Annotated in this window: 17 protein-coding genes; 6 read left to right on the top strand and 11 right to left on the bottom strand. The window is 32.8% G+C overall.

Annotation, left to right across the window (positions count from 1 at the left end):
• Positions 1 to 106 precede the first annotated feature (106 nt).
• The 3 genes from UH7x_RS18100 to UH7x_RS18090 all read right to left on the bottom strand — a co-directional run bounded on the left by UH7x_RS18100 (position 107) and on the right by UH7x_RS18090 (position 3,880).
• Positions 107 to 1,513: a hypothetical protein gene (locus UH7x_RS18100; RefSeq protein WP_482361333.1), complete on the bottom strand. Its 1,407-nt coding sequence runs from the start codon at positions 1,511 to 1,513 to the stop codon at positions 107 to 109.
• A 501-nt stretch (positions 1,514 to 2,014) separates the two neighbouring features.
• Positions 2,015 to 2,695, bottom strand: a complete 681-nt coding sequence (locus tag UH7x_RS18095) for a CPBP family intramembrane glutamic endopeptidase (RefSeq protein WP_482361332.1) — start codon at positions 2,693 to 2,695, stop codon at positions 2,015 to 2,017.
• A gap of 12 nt (positions 2,696 to 2,707) precedes the next feature.
• On the bottom strand, positions 2,708 to 3,880 hold the full coding sequence (locus UH7x_RS18090) for a metallophosphoesterase (RefSeq protein WP_482361331.1): 1,173 nt from the start codon (positions 3,878 to 3,880) through the stop codon (positions 2,708 to 2,710).
• A gap of 219 nt (positions 3,881 to 4,099) precedes the next feature.
• Here UH7x_RS18090 and UH7x_RS18085 point away from each other — a divergent pair, with 219 nt between their 5' ends.
• Both UH7x_RS18085 and UH7x_RS18080 read left to right on the top strand, forming a co-directional pair.
• A complete protein-coding gene (locus tag UH7x_RS18085; RefSeq protein WP_482361330.1) occupies positions 4,100 to 4,912 on the top strand; it encodes a sensor histidine kinase in 813 nt (270 codons plus the stop codon).
• Positions 4,909 to 5,607 carry a LytR/AlgR family response regulator transcription factor gene (locus UH7x_RS18080; protein WP_482361329.1) on the top strand — a complete coding sequence of 233 codons (699 nt, stop codon included), beginning with the start codon at positions 4,909 to 4,911 and terminating at the stop codon, positions 5,605 to 5,607. Before UH7x_RS18085 ends, UH7x_RS18080 begins: the two co-directional genes overlap by 4 nt.
• Positions 5,608 to 5,960: 353 nt before the next feature.
• On the opposite strand, the gene UH7x_RS18075 is transcribed toward UH7x_RS18080, so the two are convergent.
• From UH7x_RS18075 to UH7x_RS18050, 6 genes are all read right to left on the bottom strand, one after another.
• Positions 5,961 to 7,058, bottom strand: a complete 1,098-nt coding sequence (locus tag UH7x_RS18075; RefSeq protein WP_482361328.1) for a nickel-binding protein — start codon at positions 7,056 to 7,058, stop codon at positions 5,961 to 5,963.
• An 86-nt stretch (positions 7,059 to 7,144) separates the two neighbouring features.
• Positions 7,145 to 7,516, bottom strand: a complete 372-nt coding sequence (locus UH7x_RS18070) for a DUF4242 domain-containing protein (RefSeq protein WP_482361327.1) — start codon at positions 7,514 to 7,516, stop codon at positions 7,145 to 7,147.
• A 374-nt stretch (positions 7,517 to 7,890) separates the two neighbouring features.
• Entirely contained in the window at positions 7,891 to 8,943 is a 1,053-nt protein-coding gene (locus tag UH7x_RS18065; protein WP_482361326.1) for an alpha/beta fold hydrolase, read from the bottom strand.
• A 2-nt stretch (positions 8,944 to 8,945) separates the two neighbouring features.
• Positions 8,946 to 9,554: a hypothetical protein gene (locus UH7x_RS18060; protein ID WP_482361325.1), complete on the bottom strand. Its 609-nt coding sequence runs from the start codon at positions 9,552 to 9,554 to the stop codon at positions 8,946 to 8,948.
• 23 nt (positions 9,555 to 9,577) lie between these two features.
• Entirely contained in the window at positions 9,578 to 10,507 is a 930-nt protein-coding gene (locus UH7x_RS18055; protein ID WP_482361324.1) for a hypothetical protein, read from the bottom strand.
• A 244-nt stretch (positions 10,508 to 10,751) separates the two neighbouring features.
• Positions 10,752 to 11,255 (bottom strand): DUF421 domain-containing protein, encoded by a 504-nt coding sequence (locus UH7x_RS18050; RefSeq protein WP_482361323.1) that lies wholly within the window; start codon positions 11,253 to 11,255, stop codon positions 10,752 to 10,754.
• A gap of 231 nt (positions 11,256 to 11,486) precedes the next feature.
• Between UH7x_RS18050 and gntA the strand changes: the two genes are divergently transcribed.
• Both gntA and UH7x_RS18040 read left to right on the top strand, forming a co-directional pair.
• Complete coding sequence (gntA, locus tag UH7x_RS18045; RefSeq protein ID WP_482361322.1) at positions 11,487 to 12,170, top strand: guanitoxin biosynthesis heme-dependent pre-guanitoxin N-hydroxylase GntA; 684 nt, start codon at positions 11,487 to 11,489, stop codon at positions 12,168 to 12,170.
• Positions 12,170 to 12,754, top strand: a complete 585-nt coding sequence (locus UH7x_RS18040) for a DUF1989 domain-containing protein (protein WP_482361321.1) — start codon at positions 12,170 to 12,172, stop codon at positions 12,752 to 12,754. Before gntA ends, UH7x_RS18040 begins: the two co-directional genes overlap by 1 nt.
• 107 nt (positions 12,755 to 12,861) lie before the next feature.
• Here the strand turns inward: UH7x_RS18040 and UH7x_RS18035 are convergent, their stop codons facing one another.
• Positions 12,862 to 13,461 (bottom strand): DUF6642 family protein, encoded by a 600-nt coding sequence (locus UH7x_RS18035; RefSeq protein ID WP_482361320.1) that lies wholly within the window; start codon positions 13,459 to 13,461, stop codon positions 12,862 to 12,864.
• Positions 13,462 to 13,685: 224 nt separating this feature from the next.
• On the opposite strand from UH7x_RS18035, the gene UH7x_RS18030 reads away from it, so the two are divergent.
• Positions 13,686 to 16,802, top strand: coding sequence for a VPS10 domain-containing protein (locus UH7x_RS18030; RefSeq protein WP_482361319.1), 3,117 nt, complete (start codon positions 13,686 to 13,688; stop codon positions 16,800 to 16,802).
• A gap of 151 nt (positions 16,803 to 16,953) precedes the next feature.
• Here UH7x_RS18030 and UH7x_RS18025 read toward each other — a convergent pair whose 3' ends face one another.
• Entirely contained in the window at positions 16,954 to 18,060 is a 1,107-nt protein-coding gene (locus UH7x_RS18025) for a hypothetical protein (RefSeq protein ID WP_482361318.1), read from the bottom strand.
• A gap of 292 nt (positions 18,061 to 18,352) precedes the next feature.
• Here UH7x_RS18025 and UH7x_RS18020 point away from each other — a divergent pair, with 292 nt between their 5' ends.
• Positions 18,353 to 19,966 carry a hypothetical protein gene (locus tag UH7x_RS18020; protein WP_482361317.1) on the top strand — a complete coding sequence of 538 codons (1,614 nt, stop codon included), beginning with the start codon at positions 18,353 to 18,355 and terminating at the stop codon, positions 19,964 to 19,966.
• Positions 19,967 to 20,094: the final 128 nt, after the last annotated feature.

Genomic DNA, 20,094 nt, shown 5'->3' with positions numbered 1-20,094 from the left:
GTCATAATGCAAGACATTATGTTTCAAAAACGAAACATAATATGACGTTATATCAAATAGTGATAAGTTATAAGTTATTGTTGGGTATTTCTAGTTTTTTTGCAGCTTACGGAAACGGTATAAGATTTAAGTCTTTATCGAACATTCCCATATTAACCCCAGTCCAGAGCTTTTCTGACATAAAAAGTATATTGTCATTGAATTTAACAAACCCATCAACATCCTCCCCTCCGTAATAAAGTTTTGCTAATTGATTTCCGTCAAAATCATATTTGAAAATCCAATCAATACTTGATAGGATAATGGCATCATTTAATAAAATTACCTCCTGTTTCGAATACCTATCATTGATTAATTCTTCATACGCTACCGTCAAATCAGGGTTCAAAATACGGAGACTACGTTGACCATATAGCAGGATTTTGTTATTGGGTAGGTTCATCATATGAGTTGATTCAATATAGGAACCAATATTGGAACCATTAAGTTCTCCAACTATGGCTAGTTCATTAGTTTGAATTAATTCGAAGTTAGCATCCAATTCCAGTAGTAATGGTTTTTCATTAGATAAACCATTATAGGCCCTGTCAAAGGAGTATGCCGAAGCTAAATATCCATTATTGTAAGAGATTAAATTGGTTATTATACCATTTTTATCGCCGAAATCGAATTCTTTTAAAATTGTTGTTCTGCCTGCATATCGTTCTTTTATCGCCGGAACATATATATTTACCCCGTTAATATTTTTTACATTCCCTCCTACAGCATATTTTTCATCATTGATTGTTGCATAGTTAGCATTGAAATTATTGCTAACCAAAGCTATTGGGTCATAAGATTCTCCGGTAGTTGGGTTTACCCAATAAGTATAGGGCTGAACTGTGGCTGTTGTTGCATAAGGGATATCCAAGTAAACCACACCATCAGACTCGAAACTACAGAGGGCTATTGGAAAACCATTTCTATCTGCACCACGAGAATCAATTTCGGTAAGTGTAAAGTCTAAATTTTCCGAGACATCAACATAATATAGTTCTTCACCATTTTTTTCAATAATAGCATACATTCTACCCAATACCGGATTTGTGCCGAATGCAAATAGTTCTGTATTATTACTAATTAACTCACTTGGCCACAAATAAGAATCATCAACAGGTCTTACATAATAATCTTGCGATGTAGTCACAGCGCCAAGTTTATAAAATACTTCTTGAGTAATGGTTTTGGAACCTACATCTATATCGTACCTTGAGTTTAGTCTTTCTAGAGTGATGTTACCGCCATTCCATTGATAGGTAACGGTGGTACCATCTTTTGAACAATCTTCAACTTCTATACTGTCACCTTGATTAATGGTGTCTTTGGCTATAGTAAAACATGCAGTTGGTACTATATCTTTCTCAACATTGCTATCTTCTTTAGAACAGGCCGAACTTAAAAAGAGTATAGAAACAATGCTAACGAAAAACAATTTATAGCTACTAATCTTAGAAATAGCAGAAATGAAAAGCATAAATGAAGTTTTTTAGCAAACGTAATTTAAAGCGCTTATATTATATAAAAAGAATGATACGTTCTCTTTTAAGGTTGTTCTCGATTATTTTTTAAGTAAAATAATCTTCCAATGAGAAAAGGGCTTAAAGAAGTAATTAAGGCTTTATTCCATTTCACACACATTGCCTTCCCTCCTGCCGTCGGTCGGTTAATAGGTGTTTATTCATTGCTTGTTGATTGTTTTTTAAAGGAGTTCATGAATTTTGAATGAGATTTGGCTGGCTGAAATGCCAAAAAGACATTTGGCCATCGCCTAATCTCATTCTGCTATTTCATTACCTTTTGAGAAGAAAGTTTTTAGAAGAGGACAGAAATTTTGAAGATTGAGAATCTTAAAAAATTTGTACGAGCTGGTGCGATGGATAAAGAAAAAGAAGTACATACCCATGAACTAGCTGGCTCCATTGCTAAAATTTAACTACGGGTACATCTTTTTAACCACCTATCTTAAAAATAGCTTTTAAAGCAGCAATTGCTGAAACCACTCATTTACCAAACTGTCTTTATTCAAATAAATAAGCGTAAGCCATATGGAATCATAAATTCCATGAATTAAAACTAATAGTAATAAGTTACTTCTGTTTTTAAAGTATAATGCAGCGAAAAATAAACTTCCTATTCCCACTCCTATTATTCCAGATAATCCTTGGTATCCGTGTGAAATTCCAAAATAGATAGCAATTATTATTCCTGAAAGGATCCAGGCTTTATTTGTGTCTCCAAATAATTTGGCAAAGCGTTGCATGTAATATCCGTGAAATAGAAGTTCTTCACCAAAGGCGGCAAAAATCCACATCATAACCATCATTGCTGCATAGCTACCAAAATCACCTCGAATATCATCTAGTGAACTTAAATCATGAGCTCCTAAATAATATTGAAGAATTGTATCTAGTATTCCCGATACAAAAAAGAACAAAATGGATATCCAAATACTATGTATTATGGTCTTAAGATTTATTTTTTGCCCAATTCCAGCAAATGACCAATCCCATTTTTTTTGCCAAATAATAAATAGTGTAATTCCTAATCCGAAAAAGTAACCCAAATTTCTATCTTCTAAAGATAATAACGTAGCAATTAGGATTACTACAATAACAGCATAGGGTTTGGTTAAATAATTATATAGTTTGGTTTTCATTTTATAATCTTCTTATAATTGTTTTTTATTTCCATTTGCTAATACCTGAAAGTATTTTCCTTCGGTAATTAAAAGGCCTTCGGATTTTTTAAATGGCCAATGTTTACTATAATCTTTTGGGTGTTTAACATCAATTGCAAAGACTTTTCCGTTGTATAATTTATTTACATTCCATTGAAGCGTATGACCTACAACGATTGCTTTTCCATGAAATTTATCAATTCCTTTTTCTACATCTTCCTGAGATAAATCATCGTTAAAATAACCTCGATACCAGCAAATTCCTTTTCTACTTGAAATGATTAACTGTGCAACATTTTCTTCGGGTTTAGGAAAGTATGCATGACGATAATTAGTTCTATTTATTAGATTAACCTGTTCTATAGTAATATCATAGTTTGCAAAATCTGGGTGAATACCGCCGTGGGCAAAAAGATGACCGTTAATTAATTCTAAAGTGTTTTTAGACGTCATCCATTTACCAATAAATGAATTTTCATCATATAGATTGTGATGCTGCTTTCCAAGAATTGATGCTACACCATTATATTTGTAAGAAGCAGACTTGTACTTTCCTTGCAAATTGTATAGTTCATGATTACCTATAATGAAGTGTACCGTTCCCCCCTCTTTTTTAGCATCTTGTTCTAGTTTATAAATAAACCATAGGACTTGGGTTGTTGAAAAACCCCTGTCCATAAAATCGCCAATTAAAACAAGATGTCCTTTGCCAAATGTCCAGTTTAAATTAGTGTCAATTACATTACTATTAATAAGAAAATCGCGGAATGATTGATATCCACTTTCAATATCAGATATGGCCATAATGGGTTCATTGTCAGAATAAGTGGATTTTGGAATATCGAAAGTAGATTTTAAAGTAAAGCTAAAAGTTGAACCATCAAGAGGAAAATAACTACTGGTTGGTATTGCTGCATTTATTGCATATTCCTTACTATCTAGATAAAATCCATCTGTTTTATTTCCTTTAATGTAATTTACATTTAGAGTGCTATCTGTTTCATAGAAAACGTATGGGCCTTCATTTTCTAAATTTAGTTTCAATGGGTTATCACCAAAATCAAAAGTGCCGTTTAAAGAAACTAAAGTGACTACTCCAATGATTAATAGAACAACTATGGTACCTAATATATGCTTGAGATAGCGTAAAATATTTTTCTTCATTTTCATTGATTTTATATTTGATCTTTTTTTATCACTGCGAACTTAATTTGAAGATTCTAGCGCTATAAATTTTTGTGATAATCGCAGGGCTTGTAATGATGAATTGTTGATAGGGTTGTACAAACCTCATATGTCCTTCATTTCGCTACTTTTAAACCTTGAATGACATCGTTCATCACTTTTTGTTAGATGTATTTAGGATTCTTACTACTTTGCAGTATGCTTTTACTCTTAAAAAGAAAAAATTGGCTTATAGTCAAAATCATTGTTATAGTTTCAATGGTTATTCCATTACTGATTCTTGGCTACGAATTGATTATACTGAAGAAGAATGCTGTCAATTATCATATTCCAGATATGATAGGACTTATTATTATTCTATATTATAGTATTCTTTTAGTGTTAGGAATTCTTTGGATTATTACAAAAATTAAGTCCATAATTAATTTAAAGAATGATAAAATAAAAAACGAAATGTTGCATTTGCAAAGTCAAGTTAATCCACATTTCTTTTTCAATATGTTGAACAATTTGTATGGTTTGGTTGAAAAAGATGTTGAGAAGTCTAAGGCACTAATTCTAAAGCTTTCTGATTTAATGCGATATAGTATTTATGAAGGGGAAAAAAATCAGGTATCACTTGAAGATGAAATTGCTTATTTAAAAAACTATATTGAATTACATCAAATGAGATATCATAAAAAAATTGATATTCAATTCAATGTTAACATGGAGAATAAAGGTCTAAAATTAAGACCGCTATTATTTATTATTCTTTTGGAAAATGCTTTTAAACATGGTGTTGAAAACTTAAGAGAGAATGCCTATGTCCATATCAACTTAAATGTAAATAGCGACAATGTTAATTTTGAGATAGAAAATAATTTTGATGCCAATGAGATTTCAGAACAAAAAGGAATAGGAATAAAAAACCTGAAGCGCAGGTTGGAGTTAGTATATCCAAAAAAACATACCCTTATATTTACAAGTGATAATTCAGTCTATAAGGTCAAATTACAATTGCAATTATGATTAGATACCTTATTGTAGATGACGAATATATAGCTCATGATATTATTAAAGGATATTGTGATTTGCTGCCGCACTTGAAATTAATGAAGCATTGTTATGATGCTATAGAAGCCCTAGAATATTTGAGAAATGATTCAGTTGACTTAATTTTTTTAGACTTAAACATGCCTAAATTAAAAGGATTTGAATTTTTAAGAACGCTACCAAATCCACCCAAAATAATTGTTACCACTGCTTATAAAGAATATGCTATAGAAGGTTATCAATTAGATGTTGTAGATTATTTATTAAAGCCTTTTAGTTTTGAGCGGTTTTTAAAAGCGATTAATAAAACTATTGCTTTAAAAAGTACTTCACTGCAACAAGAGTTACCCAAAACTTCTGAAGAACAGCACATTTTTTTTTACAGCGATAAAAAACATGTTCAGGTTAAATTAATCGATATTTTGTTTGTTGAAGCTGCAGGGAACTATAGCAAAGTTGTTTTAAAAGAAGACCAGATATTGATTAGAGAAAAAATATCTGATGTTTTAGAAATGCTTTCTTCTGACAAATTTATGCAAGTTCATAAATCTTTTATTGTAGCAACTGATAAAATAAAATTTATAGAAGGGAATCGCATATTTATAAACGAAAATAAAATACCTATTGGTCAAACCTATAAAAGTAATATCAATAATTTATTTAGTAGTTAATTCTCACTCCATTCATATTTATTCATCGCCAATTATTTTGTGTTTCTAAATTTAAGCACCTCGTTAAAATTTCGCTCAAAAAAGAAAAAGTCTGCAAGAACTTCCATTTTTATGCCGTCAAAGCAAAGTTACATATCGCAAGACATTAGTTCTAGATGAAATAAATGACCAGAACGAATCAATATTCATTTAAAGGCCGCCGTATCAACTCGCCGAAAAAAGTAATCACCACTGAACTCCTTTTTCTCGCATATATCAAATAGCGAAAAGTTATAAGTAATATAGGGAGTTTTCTAATGTTTTAATTGCATATACATTAGCTCTCAGGTAAAATGACTTCCTGTTTTTAATTACTATTTATTCGCTAATTGTTTAATGTATTTTGATGGTAACATACCATAAGCTTCTTGAAAGCATTTTGAAAAATAAGCAGGGCTGCTAAATCCGGTTTTATAGGCTATTTCAGAAATATTTGAATTTTGTTTCTCCAATAATTCAAGTGCTTCGTTCAATCTATAATCCTTCAAAAAGTTCTTTGGAGATTTTCCTATTATTGATATCATTGTTCTGTATAGTTTAGACTTACTGTACCCTAAATTTTTAAGATAGTCATTTACGGTCATATTTGAATGATACCACATAGTTTCAGTATATTCAATGAGTTGCACTATAAATTCCTCTTCCTGGTTTGTTAATGCTTTAATTTTAGTAGATATGGTTTCATTTTTGTTTTCACTTTCATAAAGATCCTTCACTTCATTTGAAATAAAAATTTTTTCTGTAGAGATTAAAGCTAAATAATTGGCTCTTTTAATAGTATCCTCAAAAATACTTCGTTTTGCAGTTATAGGTATGCCTGCGCTAAGACCTATTTTAAATTGTAGGTCAGGAGTTATCACACAATTATATAGTTCCTGAATTTTAAGGGCACAAAGAACTGCCTTTGTTACTGAATCAAATGAGATTAAGTAAGTATTCGCTTTTTCTTTTACTATGCGCCCGTTATTGTTATTGACAATAGTAGTTATCGATTTATTATAACCGCGAATAGCAGCATTTAAGGTTTCAATTTCTATGTTTCTTAAGACCTTCCTATTTAAATTTAGTACCATTAAGGTTCTAAAAGCTGGGTCGTTTATAATATTGAGCCTGGTATTCTTTGATTTTACCGGGTCTTCTATTCTGCCTAAAAAAGATTCAACAATGGCTTCGTTTACTTCAAGAATGCGCTGTGGTATTGCACCATGTGCTTTTTGGTGCAAATCTATTACTGCCTGTTCATTAGGAGCTTCCATTAAACAAAATGCCGTTCGCCTTCTCTCATCACACCAATAGGTTAACCCGCGGCAATTATAAGTGTGTTCAATTTTCAAATCTTCCTGATGCATTTCAGCAATATCTTTAGCCGTTATACCTTCAGGTAAATCATGTAAATCCATAAATATTGGCATACCATTCTTTTTTGTAATATACTCAATTTCAGAGTACAATAAGTTTTCTTTTAGCAGTCAACTTCTTGTCTAAGAGATGTTATCACTTAAAGCTCGGCCGTTTCGGGACTTATTACTGTGGCAACTTCACTTATAAAATTAGCTGGAAAACCTCCTTTTTTGGCATGATCTTCTATCAATTCTTTATTCTCAGCTTTATAAACACAATAAACTTTTTCACCCGTAACATAACTATGCAGCCATTCAATTTTCGGTCCCATTTCTTTTAGCACCGTACATGATGTTTGAGAAATACTTTTAAGTTGTTCGGCTGTTAAGTCACCAGCTCCTGGAATATTACGTTCAATTACATAAGTTTTCATAATTTCATTCTTTTTAGTTGTTAATTCATTTTGTTGACTTAGTGCATAATTTGTAGAAAAAAACACTAGGATTAGCATTAGTTTAATTGTCTTCATGATATATGTTTTGATTATTAATACTTCAAAACTACGCTATGATTAAATCAGTGGAGTATTCATTTGATCCAAAAAAGTATAATTTTGGTTCAGGTAGTTTAGAGTAACCTCATTTCATACACATTGCTTTCCCTCCTGCCGTCGGTTCTCATTATAAGCCAGTCCAAATTTACCTTTTCGTTACAGGTGGATGTTTATTTAACAGTTTTCTATTTTTTTAAACTAATTATAAATTCGAAGAATAACAGAAATAAATTTGTAAACGCCCCTACAGATAGTCATCATAAGGGGCGCTTACGTAGAAATTAGTATGAATCACCTGTACTTTATTTGTTCGAATGCTATTGGATGCCAAAAGCCTAGGAAATGAATTATTAATGCCTATTAATGAATTCAATAACCTTGTCTGCAAAAAGTTGGGGCTCATTCAACATAAGGTTATGCGCCGATTTCTGAAAAATAAAGAGCTCTTTATCATTAGATCCTAAATTATTAAAAGCTTCTTGTGCTAATGCTGTGGGAACCACCAAATCATATTTACCCCATAATACTATTGATGGGAGTGTTATTTCGGATAATCTATCTGTATATGACACCTGCTGAAAAAGCCCTTGTTCTATCACTAATATGTCATGTATTTTATTGCTATTCCATGTCACTTTTGAAAAGTCATCTGATGGCACATCATCACCATAATCAGCTACTGCTTCATTGATAACTTTATCCTCCAAAAGTTTCCCTTCTCCTTCATGTGCAGCTCCATTCAGCTTGCCAGAGGCTTCAATAGTATTAATTGGACCAGAATTTTGCACTAGATCTAGTACATTCTTCCAATGTGCAACACTATTTTCTAAAGCTATTTGCTCATTGGCAATGGAGTTTAAAGATATCTTATTTTCTTCGTAGAGCCCTTTGGGGTCATGTACACCTGCAACATCTATCCATCCAGAGAATTCTTCTTGGTTTTTTAATAAGGTCGCAGTCCCAAGTGTGCCTCCCCAACTATGGCCCATTAAAAATACTTTCGAGTCTTCACCGTATTTCTTCTTAATTACCTTTGCCAAAGCCACGATATCTTCAGCCATTATTGCAACACTAACCTCCTTTTCGGAATAATTACCTTGGGCATTGTTATGTCCTCTTTGATCAAAATACACAACTGCGTTGTTTTTTTCAATGTCGGTTCTTATGGTATTCAATCTATACCATAATCCATTTCCACCTGGCCCACCATGTAAAATGATGAGGAATACCTTATCAGAAGCATTACCATGAATATAGGCGGGCATGTCAGCCTTTTTATGCCGCACAAAAATGGTTTCATTGAGTTCATTTATATCTAAATTTTCTTTAGCGCATGAATTCATACTTAGCACTAATACTAAGATGGCTACAATTTGTAACTTACTTTTTATAATTTTTTGCATGATTACTTCTTTTTAAAATTAAAACGATGTCCATATTGAATTGAATATCCACCTAATACACCAGCATTATACGGTGTTCTTAAGGTATAGTTTAGATTGAGATACCAACCCGAACGCCTTTCTCCACTGCGCTGCCTACCAATTCCCACACCAATAGATGGTGCGTAATAACTTCTACCGGGAAGCTTAACTTTAGAGACTTTAGTATCTTTTACCTCAAAGGTTTCAGGAAGAAATGAGCGATAATATCCTAATGGATTTACCTCTAGATTGAATTGCCATCTTTTCGGACTTGTTCTCCGCCATATTAGCCCGTAATAGGTATGCAATCCATTATCTGTTTTAGTAGTGAAGTTTGTTGAATAGCCTACGCTTCCGTTTAATAAAAGTTGATGGGTAATTGTTTTAGGACCTTTCCTTTTTTCTTTAACCTTTAGCTTTTCTTTCCATAAATACTCAGCACCCAAATTAAGTCCGTTTTCATAAAATATGTCCCCATAATACCCGACTTTAAATTCTGTTCGATTTAAAAAGGAAGTTCCGTCAACCTTACTTTGGCCGTGCAAATTTATTGCGCAGGCAAGAAGTAACATTAGTGTATGTATTTTCATGTTTTTGAATTGAGTTGTTTGATTTATTGTAGTGGTTCTAAGCCAAATGTGTCTTCAAGACCCTGTACTATGAAATTTTCCAAAGTGGTAGTATGATTTCCTGAACCCTTAATTATATTCGTATTTTTCGATTCTAAAAACTGAACTTCTTCATCAGTAAGACTACCAACAGCTTCGTCTGTGGTTCCATAAATATAGGTTACGTTAGATAAGTCTTCAATGGTATTTAAAAGTTGCGTGTACCTGTTTTTTCCCAATCCTGCACTTATTCTGAGAAGGTTTCTTTCTTTTACATCAGGATCTGGTTCTGCAGCTATCACGGGAGTTGTGCCGTTCTCAAACCCTCCTTCAATTCCCGCTGCAGATGCTTGCCACAAATCTTCATTTATATCTAATCGACCAGTCATAATGAGATATTTATCAGCACTAGCTATTCCCTTTTTTGCAATAAGTTCTTGTGTTACAAATGCACCAAATGAAAAGCCTAAAACATAAACAGTTCTGCCCTGCCCTTTGAAATATGAAACTACCTGATTAAGAATTTCTAAACTTTCGGTATTAATAGTAACTGCTTGGTCTAAGGTGATATCATTATTTTTTACTATTGTAGAATCTAGGGTTTGCGCTTGGTGAACAGCAATGTTTAAAATTTCTGTAGTATTAAACAATTGGGGTATTAATTCTGCTATTTCTGTATTGAATTCTGTACTAGGACCACCAGGAATATTAATTAAAACTGTTGGTGCTTTTTCATCTCCTTTAAAATAAATTAAATCTTTAATTTCTTCTGATATTTCGGTTATCGGTTCAGGAGTCTCTTCTTCCTTGATTGGAAGCTGGTTGTCGTCATTGGAACAGGAGTACGAAATGATGGATAAAAATGCAATTAGCATTACATTGGTGAAGAACCGTAATCGATTCTGTTTTGTCATTTTTAAGGATATTCTTTTCATTGTTATATGTTTAAATTACACAACTAAAGACCAGTGGAATTTTAAACAGTTGCACGAATGAAAAAATAGAAAAGTATAGAAGAGCCTCAAAACAAGCATTTTATGAAGCAGAATGCTTGCTGAGAAGGTGTTTGAAAAAAACAATTTATGAAGTATTGAAGCTGTTATAGCTTCAAACGGACTCATTATTTTTTGGAAAAACTATGAGAATTTTAATGTTTAAGAAGGTGGTTTTTTAACGATTTTATATACTAACATCTTTTAAAATTGCATCCGCAATTGATTTGTTTTCACTATTATGAATAACAGATACATCACCAGTACTTTCAAAAATCACTGCTTTAACTTCATCGAAATTATGCACATTGGCTTCTCTCAGTTTGGCTAATAAATCGTCTTCACCGACATTACATTTTTTAAGTTTTTTGTAGAGAATTTCGCCATTCCACATAACGACTTGTGGTTTGTTTGTAAATAATTGCTGGAAAGCTTTAAAATTTCGAACCAAATATGAAAAAAGCGTTTGAAAGCCTATGATTGCCAATAGCGCAATACCACCTTTTAGTAATGAAAAATCGCTATTTAGAATAATCGACGCTAAAATGGATCCTATAGCAATAGTAGATGCAAAATCGAAGCTAGACATTTTAGCAAAAGTTCTTAATCCGAACACACGTGTTATCACAATTATTATTGTAAAAATTCCGAAAACGGATAGTACAAGCCAAAGTATTTCTTGAATGGTCATGATGTTAAAGTATTGATTCGTATCAAAACTAATTAAAGGACTGCTGAAATATTGATTCATTAAGAAGAAACCTTAACTCATTTATTATAAGAACGATATCTTCCGAAATGAGTTAAAAAATAATTTATTTGAGTTATTTGAAATTGAAATCGTGCTATAGCTTTGAGTATTTTCAATGGTTAAAATACTGTTTGAAATGAGTGTATTTATCAATTTACAATAACAATTTATATGACATCCACTGCATCAATTGATACTTTAGAACAACTAGACAAGATAGAACAAGACTTTAAAGATTTTGTACTGAAGCAAAAGCATCCATGTGTGATGGCCAAGTCATTATTTAAGATGGAGAACTATCATTTGAATATTTATGATGACTTTGATGCGGATAGCGCTATTAAACTTCTGAATGATTTGGAGGGTTATATTGCACAGTATGATTTTGAGAGTAATCAATTTGAAAGCTTTTTAGCTGTTTTTCCAAATACAAATTTTGAATCTGAATTGGCATTTGAAAAAGGCTTGTGGAAGATGCTTCAAATCTTGCACGATTTTGATGATTGTGTTTGGGATAGTGCTGTGAGTGATAATCCTAATAGTCCAAAATTTAGTTTTAGTCTTAAAGGCAAGGCTTTTTATGTGGTAGGCTTACACCCGAAAAGTAGTCGAAAAGCGCGACAAAGCCCTTATACAACTATCATATTTAATTTGCATAGTCAATTTGAATTGCTACGAGACATGGGTACCTATAAGCGCGTGAAAAAACGAATTCGAAAACGTGATAAGAAGTTTCAGGGTAGTATTAATCCTGTATTAAAGGATTATGGGAATGATACAGAAGCCAAACAATATAGCGGAAGACATGTTGGTGACGCTTGGAAATGTCCGTTTCTTTCTAAAACACAATCGTAATGAATTTACCTCATGTTATACCACCACAAAGTGGAAGTGCTTTTACACTAAAGAAAGGTGATTTGTTAACCGTAATTGACCCCAAAGGAGAACAAGTAAGTGATATGGTACTTTTTAATCGTAAGGATCTTAATGAAAAATTAAGTTCTGGAAAGACCCTAGATTTTGAATCGACACTCTTAATTACAAAAGGACATTATTTATGGAGTAATCGTTCTAAAAAAATGATGTATTTACTTGAAGATACAAACGGTAGAAACGATTTTCTGCTTGCACCTTGTAGTATAGAAACTTTTAAGATACTTTATAATCATCAGGGTGATCATCCAAGTTGTTTGCATAATTTATATACCAATCTAGCCCCGTATGGTATTAGTATGGATGACATACCAACAGCCTTCAATGTTTTTATGAATGTACAATTTGATAGGGATGGTCGGATTTCAGTAGAACCACCGACGTCAAAATCTGGTGATTATGTAACATTTAGGGCTGAAATGGATGTATTGGTGTGTTTAACTGCCTGTTCGGCTGAAGATAGTAATGGCGGTTCGTTTAAGCCGATACATTATACAATAAACTAAACATATTCTTAAAATTCTCTACTTCGCTCCCATTGCTTTATCTAAAGGCAGCGAATGTAAATTCAAAATGGTTTGTCAACATAAGTATTTTAATTTTCCCCTTATAATTAATAATACAATCTAAAATCAAGTAGTTTGCAAGCACTGTAATGTCTTTGGTGTAGCTCCTCCACAACAGCTAACATATCATCATCTTCTTTAAACAAATTAAAGAAAGCTTTATCAAGATTAGCACTGCTTATTCCGTTAAATGTATTGCCGTATCCAGAAACGGCTTTTGCACCGGTGATATCTAAAAAGTATTGCGCTTCTTCTTCTTCTAAATCTAGAATTTTTGCATTCGAAAAATGTAAAATCTTGCCTTTTAAACTTCCTTCGAAAATTTCGGCAATTTCTTGTAAACTATAGTAATAGTCATTTAAACAAATACTATTTGCTTCACCAGACATCACCAAATAGATAATTTCATAGTCTTTAAAATTATGATCATCTAATACTAAGGTGTTTAAACTAGCTTCTAAGCTTTCAATGGTGTCGCAAGTTTTGTAAATACTTGCTATTCCATAGTTCATGGCTAGTTGTTCTAAGTCCTTTTGTGCTTCAGTTACCTTGTCCGTTTCTATTTCGGCAACCCCTTCTAAACAGTAAATGAAATGGTCTTCATCTATAGATTGGTTTTGAGGTAACTGTTGTCTTTTTTCTAACAAGTTTTAGAATTTATTTACGTAAATGAAATGCAAAATTAAATAACGCTTTTATATTTTTCAGTGTTTTCAATTTAATTTCTTAACCATTCATGCTATACCCACTTATAGCTTTTTTTATTTGGGATATACAACTAAATACTACTTAAATCTTAGTATAATCCTAGTATTGTTAGTCCCAAATAGCGCTATTTATTTATATTTACCAAGTAAATAATTCACCCCTAATGAAGCACGTTTTTCTTTTAATTTCACTTATATTTTTGTCTGGATTGAATGCTCAAAAAGCTAATGAAAAACCGAGCAAAACTTATAAAAGCATCATTGAAGTATCAAAATCAAATAATTTTCAATCTTTAGTAAACGAAATTGATGCCTATTATTCGACGTCAGCAAAGCAGGAACGAAAAGATTATAAGAAATATATGCGTTGGAGAACATTTGCTGAAAATAGATTGGATGCGAATGGTGAAATTGCAAACATTGGTCAACTTAATTTTGAGGCCGCTTTAGAACAAAATATAAAGTTAAAGAAGGCTAATAAGAACGCATTAAAATCTGCTAAGAATGGTGCTGAACTACAATGGGAGAACATTATACATGAAGCGCCAAAAGAGCGTGGTAGAGTTGATTGTGTTGCCGTAGATCCTTCCAATCCAGATATTATTTACGCAGGAGCTAATACGGGTGGGGTTTGGAAAACCATAGATGGTGGTTTAAACTGGGCTCCACTAACCGATAATTTGCCAACGCTAGGAACAACCAGTATCGTAATAGATCCTAATTCTCCAGTTAATAGTCGAAAAATCTATGTTCTTGTTGGTGACGGAGGATGGGGTAATCAATATCATAGTACAGGTATTTATGTTACAAACGATAGTGGGGCAACATGGTCTCCCCTTAGTTTGCAATTTGATGAGACCGTAAATTATCCCTCGGCAAGAAAATTGGTTATGGATCCAGTGAATTCAGAAATTCTGTATGCGGTTTTTTGGACATCAATTTACAAGACGCAAGATGGTGGCAACTCATGGACTAAATTAAATATTAGTAATACTAATAATTATGGTTTTTATGACTTAGAAGTTTGCCCCGATGATAGTGAAACGTTGTATGTTGTAGAGCGTGATGAAATATTTCATAGATCTATTGATGGTGGAAATTCATGGAATGCTTCAACTATGCCTGGAGGAACTATAACCAGTGGTGCACAAACCGGAATCGCTGTTACACCCGCTAATCCAAATGTGGTGTACTATTTAAGTATGGAGCCTCATGGCACCGATAATTCTAAATTTAGTGGAATTTACAAGTCAACCGATAAGGGACAAACATTTTCTTTATTTGAAGATGATATGCCTGATCCTTATTTTTTAAATCAAAAAAATGGGATGGCTGAAATTGTTGTCTCTCCAACTAATGAGAATGATATTTTTACCGGAAGTTTCTATACACATAAGTATAATTCAAATACGGGTAATTTAGAGGCCATTGATAGTCAAAATGCCCATGTAGATGTTAGGGGTTTATATCTTATTAACGGAAAACTATTTAGCTGTAATGATGGAGGTCTCGATGTAACTACCGACTATGAAAACTGGCAAGATATATCTAATGGGATGCTGATTAAACAAATTTATGAGGTTGATACGGATAGTAATGATTCAAGAAAAATACTTCTAGGCACCCAAGATAATGGGTTCTCTTATGTGAATAACGGGAATGAAGAAGTTATTGCTATTGGTGATGCTTTTTATGTTGCTGCTTCAAAATTGTTTGATCGTGTGTATTTTAATATGAATTATCGATATGTAGGTGGTGCAAACACGAACCCTAACGAATTGAAAAAAATTGAACCGAAAAACACTGGTAGTGGCCCTATGCTGGTATATGATTCGTATTCGGAAAACGGATTAGACACTGATGTTTTGCTATTAGCAGATGGTTTTGATATAAAAAGAATTTTAATAGACCAAGATTTTAATTTTATTTGGCAAAATTTAAGTAATGGTCAGTTTAGTGACGGATATACCCGTTGGGTAGGCTTCGACGTATCTGAAACTAATAAGAATTCTTTTTATGGCGTTTCTGCAAATGGTAATAATTGGAATTTAATAGTAAAGTCTGAGAATTTACTTAATGCTCAACCTACTTTTACTGATATTTCAGATGCTTTTCCGGAGATTGAAAATAAATTGACAAGCGTAGTAATGAGCGATAACGAAACCGATAAAGTTTGGTTGGCTAGTGGAGGGTACACCGCTAATGAGAAAACATTTTACTCTAATGATGGAGGGCAAAATTGGATAAATATGTCTGAAGGATTGCCCAATACACCGGTAAACACTTTGGCTTATCAAAAACTAGATGATTCAGATGTTATTTATGCGGGAACCGATATAGGAGTCTATTACTTTATAAGTAATTTAAGTACCGCATGGCAACCTTATTGTCTTGAAACTTTACCGACTACTATTGTTTATTCATTAAAATATAATGGTAATGATGGACTACTGACTGCAGGAACCTGGGGACGTGGAGTTTGGCAAATTGAGGCTCTTTCAGAGGTGCCGAATAGTCTTGTCATAAGTCCAGAAACCCAGAACGTTGATGCTAATTCGGGAACAATCACCTTCAACGTTTCCTCAAATATAGATTGGAGTATGAGTGAAAGTTCTGATTGGCTGGATGCGGTTAAAACGGATAATACTACTATAACAGTAACGTATGATGAAAATATAATCGCAGCAAATAGGACAGCAACAATATCAATTTCGGGTGGTGAACTTAACAATGAAATATTAGTAACACAAAACGGTACAACACCAAGTTTAATAGTTACCCCGGAAACCCTATCAGTAGCTGCAGAAGCAGGTTCTGAAACTTATAGCGTTGCTTCAAATGTGGATTGGAATGTGAGTGAAAGTTCAGATTGGTTAACGGTGGTTAAGACTGATGAGAATACCCTGACCGTAAATTATGACGAAAATCTTAGCCAGGAAATACGCCTAGCAACTATTAACATTACAGCCGATGCTATATCAAAAACTATAAATATTGAACAAAATTTCGAGGAAGATCCTGTTTTTAACGAAAGTGAAATCACCATTCATCCGAACCCGACCAGTAATAAATTTTATATTAAATCGAATAAAGATATTACCTCCGTATTTGATATAAATATTTATGACCTTACCGGAAAGAAAGTTATTACTATAAAAGCAAATGAACTGCTTTCTGCGGAACCATTGGAAGTTGATATTTCCCGTTTACAAGCAGGACTATATGTTATTAAGTTGAATAACATTGAAATTGAAACACTTAAAAAAGTTTTAAAAAAATAGTTACGATGAAATTGCAATAAAGATTGAGTTATTCATTCCTGATGTATAAACTTGTCTGTGGCTTTGAACTTTAAGTGTTTTTAGAGTTACTAATTGCCGTATTTTTTTTAGAATTCTCCTCATTTGTAAAATGCATTTTATTCCAAGTTGATTAATAAGTCATCAGATTTTTCATGTAGTTTTCCTCAGGCTTTGTTTTGAAAACCTTCTGCGTTTTTGAAGATGGTATATTTAGCATTATATCAGTTAATACTTCATCTATTTCAGAAGCTGGCATTCCTACATAAACATCTGGATGGTATAAATAACGTAGTATATCATAATCTAGCGATAACGGTTCATCGGGGAGTGAACTAGCACACATCATACTTCTTTTTGGCTCATAACATAAATCTGAATGACTTAATGCCAATAAATGACCTAATTCATGAGAGAATAAAACGGTATTTGTTGAGTTTACCCAAAGCGTATTTTTATAATCTCCGTTTTCTAATTGGTACCCTGCTGCATATCCATCAAACCCATTACTTACAATATAGTCATAATGAAATGGCCATAAATCCTTTATATCTTCTACAGGGCCATGGTAAACATGTATGTTTGCTTCTTCTAATGTACTTACTATTGCAATTTCCATTCCATCAGTAAAAAGAGCGTTGTAAGTTTCCAATGTTGCTGCTACATTTTGCTTAAAATCGTCCGTAACATTACCATCTAAAAACAGTTGTAATCCGCCTTCTCTTTTATAAATACTCTCATAATAAGATTCAGGATCTTGGCTTTCATAATATAAAAGCATGTATTTAAATTGATAGATAACTTCTTTTTGGTAATTGGTTAAAGGTCCATCTTCTTCATCTGCAATATTTAAGGTTATGGTAGCAGTATTTTCAAATTCTGCATCAGAAACCGTAATTTCAAATTCAAGTTCTTGTACGGTTTCAAAATCAAACAAGGTAGTATCTTGACTGACCTGTAGTTCTCCAGATGTCGCATTTATAGTTAGGTATTGTTCAGAATCAATTGTAAAAGTTAATGGATCCGCTTCTTGGTCAGAAGCTAGTACAGCTCCAATAGAAGTTCCAATAATTGGATTCTCACTTAGTGTAAAAACTTGATTGTGAACAATAGGACCAGTATTTTCTGGTTGAATTTTTTCTTCTGGAATAACGGTTGTGGTTTTGGTGCCTTCTTCTTTGCTACAGCTTACAATCAACATGAGAATAAGAAAAGGAATACTTCTTTTGAGGAGGAACATCTAGTTTGGTTTTGGTTGTATAAAGATACTTGTTGATCTGTAATTATAAAATACCCAATAGTGGGTATTTATATATAGCGGTTTTGGATTCAGTGGAACGGGTGCCATTTACCAGTTCGGTAGTTTTATTGTTATTATTTTGGTTCTATACATTGTGGCCGATATTGTACTCTTCTCCTCTTACAATGTTTACCTTATGCCTACGATTCAACCGGATTCATTAACAAATTATGCAATATGAAGCCCTATAAGACGTTTGAAAAATAACGAATACGTTGCTAAAAACCATATTATGATTATTAGTCAATCTAGAATATTTTCATTGTTTTTAGTGTTTTTTATAGTCTTTTCTTGCGATAAGGATTCAACATCTGACATCTCAGAAATTGATGGAATTATTATGGTCTCTACATTATTAGATGGTCAAATTATTGATGAAGCCATAAAAATTAATGCTTCAATTAACAGTATGGGTGGCTCGGTTGAAGTTTTTATTGATTCCCAATCTATTTTTACTGCTCAAAATACTAACGATATTTCCGTAGATTTTAACCCGGAAAATTATAGTGCAGGATCACACGTATTAAAAGTGGTATTGAAAGATGAAGATGGAAAGACGAGTACGAAGGAATTGAATTTTGATGTTCATCGTAGACTTATTGCCATCAACCTTCCAGATAATATGGTTAATCAATACATAATAAATGCGGTAGCCTTTGCCTCAAAGATGGATGGTAGTCTTATATCGACCAAAACATTTACAAATGCGGATGTAATGGTGACCTTAAGTTCACCCGAAGAATTTGGCGTTGATGAAGAATTCATGCTAACCTTTGTTTTAACGGATAATGGCTATGCGACTAGTCTGTTTACGCATGCAAACCTTACTAGAAACAATCTTGGCGTTATTAATTTAACTAAACCCTTTCGCGGTATTGAAGGTGAAACTAAGACTTACCCATCAAAAGGTTTTGAAGAAAATGAATTTGTATGGTCTGGTAATGGTAACGAACCCTATTTTTCGGATTACCGCTTGCAATTTGACCCTACTTCAGGAATATTTAGCGTTTTTACTATCGATGATATCGATGGTAATGTACACGAATCAGAGATTTTCTATTTGTACGGATATAACAATTCAGGAATGTTCAATAATTACCAATATTTGGTCTTAACACCACCAATATCCAATGATTTTGTGCTCGATAAAGCTGATTTTAGTACTGAAGGATTAGAGTCTCGTAGTGTTTTAATAAACTCGTCTCAAAATTTTAAAAATGACGCGGCATTTATGAATATATATGGCTATTGGAATGCTAACGATATTGAAATCAATAATTTTAGCTTAATTTATAATATGAGTCAGACTGTATCGGCAGGGGATCAATTAAATTATGCGCTGAACTCCAATTTTTATGATTACAGATATTGGATAACATTTGATAATTTCTACGCTGCGGGTGTAGGTATACCAAAGGAAAGTTATACCATCCCTAATAATACAATTGACTTTGAGTATGCCAATAATACAGTTGACTTAACATTTACTGGTACAGCGCATATATTAGGTAGAATACGCGTTTTTAACAACCAAACTGTGCCTACACCTCAAAATTACCTTTGGGATATTACTTTCAATAGCAAAACAACTCAAAGTATTACGCTCCCACAATTACCAGTTGAAGTGGAGTCATCAAACCTTCTAGGCTTATATGAAAGCAACTCGTTGAAAGTTTCTTCTACCGAACTTGTTAATTATAAGGGCATTAGTGATTATGACGAGTATCTCCAAAAAGTAATCAAAAATCATAAAGACCCGCTATTAGTTACTGAAGGACAAGAGCTTATTTATAAGGGTAATGGCCCCTATCATGACGGACCAATCAAAGATTTTCTATTTCAATAGATTTTTACCTTTTTTTGGATTATTAAATTATAATGATTAGTCCTTATTTTGTTGTGCTTTTTACGAATAAAGAGAACTGCTCTTGTTTCTAATTTGCAAAGTTCTTACCCCTAATCTAATTAATAGTT

The organism is Aurantibacter sp. UH7, assembly GCF_056839165.1.
This window is presented reverse-complemented; position numbering and strand designations above follow the sequence as displayed.